A 444-nucleotide genomic window follows, 5' to 3' on the forward strand; every position below is an offset into this window, starting at 1 on the left:
TGCAGAAGAATTAACTGCAATGGACAACTGTGCTGGTGAAATAGTTGGAGTTTTAGAAGAAACTACTAACGATACGGATTCTTGTAACATAACAATTGTACGTACTTGGACATTCACTGATGCTTGTGATAACAGCTCGTCTGTTTCTCAAACAATCACTATTGCCGATACAACTGCTCCTGTAGCTCCAGAAGCTCCAGCGGATATAGCTTATGAGTGTGTATCTGAAGTTCCTGTTGCAGAAGAATTAACTGCAATGGACAACTGTGCCGGTGAAATAGTTGGAGTTCTAGAAGAAACTACTAACGATACGGATTCTTGTAACATAGTAATTATACGTACTTGGACATTCACTGATGCTTGTGATAACAGCTCGTCTGTTTCACAAACAATCACTATTGCCGATACAACTGCTCCTGTAGCTCCGGCTGCTCCTGCAGATAT

1 protein-coding gene is annotated in these 444 nt (G+C 41.0%); it reads left to right on the forward strand.

Annotation, left to right across the window (positions count from 1 at the left end; genetic code table 11):
- Nucleotides 1-444 (forward strand): HYR-like domain-containing protein (locus tag OS188_RS14730; RefSeq protein ID WP_524500341.1); only part of this gene is annotated, 444 nt, incomplete at both ends.

The organism is Xanthomarina sp. F1114, assembly GCF_026410255.1.
In the GTDB taxonomy this organism is placed as follows: Bacteria; Bacteroidota; Bacteroidia; order Flavobacteriales; family Flavobacteriaceae; genus Xanthomarina.